General features: G+C 59.2%; 3 protein-coding genes. 1 reads left to right on the plus strand and 2 read right to left on the minus strand.

Features of this window, described 5'->3' with window-relative positions; all coding sequences use genetic code 11:
* Positions 1 to 224: 224 nt before the first annotated feature.
* Positions 225 to 863: a 2-polyprenyl-3-methyl-6-methoxy-1,4-benzoquinone monooxygenase gene (gene coq7, locus Q7L05_RS17335; protein ID WP_303909568.1), complete on the plus strand. Its 639-nt coding sequence runs from the start codon at positions 225 to 227 to the stop codon at positions 861 to 863.
* Positions 864 to 1,170: 307 nt separating this feature from the next.
* On the opposite strand, the gene speD is transcribed toward coq7, so the two are convergent.
* Positions 1,171 to 1,980, minus strand: coding sequence for an adenosylmethionine decarboxylase (gene speD / locus Q7L05_RS17340; protein WP_303909570.1), 810 nt, complete (start codon positions 1,978 to 1,980; stop codon positions 1,171 to 1,173).
* Positions 1,981 to 2,120: 140 nt separating this feature from the next.
* The gene (locus Q7L05_RS17345) at positions 2,121 to 2,519 is read right to left on the minus strand and encodes a VOC family protein (protein WP_303909572.1); all 399 of its coding nucleotides are present in this window, start codon (positions 2,517 to 2,519) and stop codon (positions 2,121 to 2,123) included.
* Positions 2,520 to 2,819: the final 300 nt, after the last annotated feature.

The raw sequence follows: 2,819 nt of genomic DNA on the forward strand, positions 1-2,819 counted from the left end.
TACCAGGTCTGTGTCTCCGCTGTACGGGTAGGAGGGCCGCCCCCGGCGCGATGCCCTTCGTGACGCCAATCGCCGCGGGGGCGCGCCTCCTACCGGGGGCTCTGTCTCCGCTGTACGGGTAGGAGGGCCGCCCCACGGGGACGGGGTGGTGGTCACGGGCGTGCAGTGGCTTATCCTAATCGGATAGCGGATCATTTTTTGAATCTCTACGGATACCAGCGACCATGCGCAATTACACCCCTCTGGATCGGGTTCTCATGAACGTGGATATCGGCGTGCGGACCCTCTTTGGCAAGCCGATCGTTACCGATCGTCCCAACCCCTCCGATTCCGAGTCGGAAGGAGAGCTGAACCAGGCCGAGCGCGAACTGGCCGGGCATCTGATGCGGGTCAATCATGCGGGTGAGGTCTCGGCCCAGGGCCTCTATCAGGGGCAATCGCTAACCGCTCGTTTGCCGAAGGTACGCGAGGAGATGGAACGGGCGGCCCTCGAGGAGAACGACCACCTGGAGTGGTGCGAGCGCCGCGCCCGGGAGGTGGGGAGCCATGTCAGCTACCTGAATCCGCTCTGGTACGCCGGTTCGGTGACCATCGGGGCGATTGCCGGCGCCGCCGGGGACCGGTGGAGTCTCGGTTTTCTCGCAGAGACCGAACGGCAGGTGGTGCGCCACCTGGAGGGGCATCTCCAGAGATTGCCCGAACACGACCGGAAAAGCCGCGCCATTCTCGAACAAATGAAGGAGGATGAAGCGCGACACGCCAGCATGGCCAAACGTGCCGGCGGTACCGAGTTGCCCTTCCCGCTCAAAACGCTCATGCAATTCACGTCGAAGCTGATGACGCAGACGGCTTATTGGATTTGAAGGGCAGTGGCCGCGAGTGACGAGTGGCTAGTGGCTAGTGGCGAGGGATGAGTGGCTAGTGACGAGTTGCTAGTTGCTAGTTAAAAGGGACCAGGGACAAGGGAATGTGGTCGCTGCGCTCCAAAAAACGTCCCGGCAACCAGAGGAGCCTGTCCGAGAAGAGCAAGGGCTCCAAAATGTAGGTGGCGCTGAGGAACGAAGCCCAACAAAACCAGCGTTGGGGTTCGCATAACTCACCCCAACCTACAAAAACCGATATTCTCCACAGGCGCCCAGCTACTCGCCATTCGCCACTAGCTACTCGCCACTAAGAGCTAGCTCCCGGCATCTTGGCGATATTGCGGCCATAGAAGATCTCCAGCATCTCGCGCTGCAGGCGGCGCCGGATCTTCTTCGCCTCTTGCGGGGAGAGCTCTTTTTCGTCGACACCGAACAGGTAGTTGTTCAACTCGAATTCCCTGAGCATCATCTTGGTGTGGAAGATGTTCTCCTGATAGACGTTGACGTCGATCATCTGATAGCTGTCGATAGTGTCCTTGGAGAGATAATTCTGGATCGAGCTGATCTTGTGGTCGATGAAGTGCTTTTTGCCGCGCACATCCCGGGTAAAACCGCGCACCCGGTAATCCATGGTGACGATATCGGACTCGAAGCTGTGGATCAGGTAGTTGAGTGCCTTCAGCGGTGAAATACGGCCACAGGTAGAGACGTCGATATCGGCCCTGAAGGTGCTGATCCCATTCTCCGGATGACTCTCCGGGTAGGTGTGGACGGTGATATGGCTTTTGTCGAGGTGCGCGACGACGGCTTCGGGCAACGGGCCGGGGCCTTCGTTGTTGAGCAACTCCTCCGACATCACCGGCTCCTCCGAAATGAGGATAGTGACACTCGCACCCTGCGGCTCGTAGTCCTGATGGGCGATATTGAGGATATTGGCACCGATGATGTTGGAGACATCCGTAAGGATCTTGGTCAACCGCTCGGCGTTGTACTCCTCGTCGATGTACTCGATGTACTCCTTGCGTTGTGACTCATTCTGCGCAAAGCAGACATCATAGATGTTGAAGCTCAGGGTCTTGGTGAGGTTGTTGAACCCATGCAGCTTGATTCGCTTCATCGACGACTCCAGTACTTGAATGCACTTCTCGAAATTAGAACCCGGTTTATTACGGGCTTGAGCCCGACTGCCGGTCGCCCTGAAGGCCAACCTGCGGGCGACGACACCCCTCGGCCCTTACGGGTCGCGGCGGCCGGCGATTATCCCAGATTTCCAGCCAGAGGGGGATGATAAATCAACTGTACGGTGCTGCCCGCGGGGTCAAGACAGTAGAAGCTGCGTGCACCGTCACGATGAGTCCGCGGCTTGGTCTTCATCGGAACACCCTGAGCCTGAAGCCACGCAAACCAGGCATCTACATCTTCCGCGCATCCGAGGATAAAACCGAGGTGATCGAGCCGTTGAGGCCCGTCAAAGGCCTGGTCCAACCGGTGGAGTGCCAGATTGTCGCTTCCGGAGGTGAGATAGACGCTGTTCTCATCGGGCCGCCACTCCACCTGCATGCCCATCAGCTCGGTGTAAAAACGCTCGCACGCGGCGAGGTCAGCCACGAACAGGGCGATATGGTGCATACCGGTGGTCGGAGGGGGTTTTTGCATGTGGAGATTCGACCTTGCGTACGACTTGCGGGTTCAGTTGCGCCGAACCCGAAGGTTAGCAGAGCGGCTCACCCTTTCGCGGCTTCCGCCGCTCCTGCCTGCGGCACCGAAAGGCCTGCAATTACCCTTCCCGAATGGTAACTGCTCACTTCCCCGTCATTCCCTGTCACCCCCGCGCAGGCGGGGGGGTAGGCGGGTTCCAGAGAGCAGCGGCATGACTCAAAATGGATCCCCGCCTGCGCGGGATGACGTCATATTGGCTTCGCGGATCACCTCGAGACGCAATGGATCCCCGCCTGC

It is taken from the genome of Thiohalomonas denitrificans (assembly GCF_016841685.1).
GTDB lineage: Bacteria > Pseudomonadota > Gammaproteobacteria > Thiohalomonadales > Thiohalomonadaceae > Thiohalomonas > Thiohalomonas denitrificans_A.

Coding starts and splice junctions, on each gene's coding strand:
- coq7 (WP_303909568.1), top strand. CDS start 225: ATGCGCAATTACACCCCTCTGGATCGGGTTCTCATGAACGTGGATATC.
- speD (WP_303909570.1), bottom strand. CDS start 1,980: ATGAAGCGAATCAAGCTGCATGGGTTCAACAACCTCACCAAGACCCTG.
- Q7L05_RS17345 (WP_303909572.1), bottom strand. CDS start 2,519: ATGCAAAAACCCCCTCCGACCACCGGTATGCACCATATCGCCCTGTTC.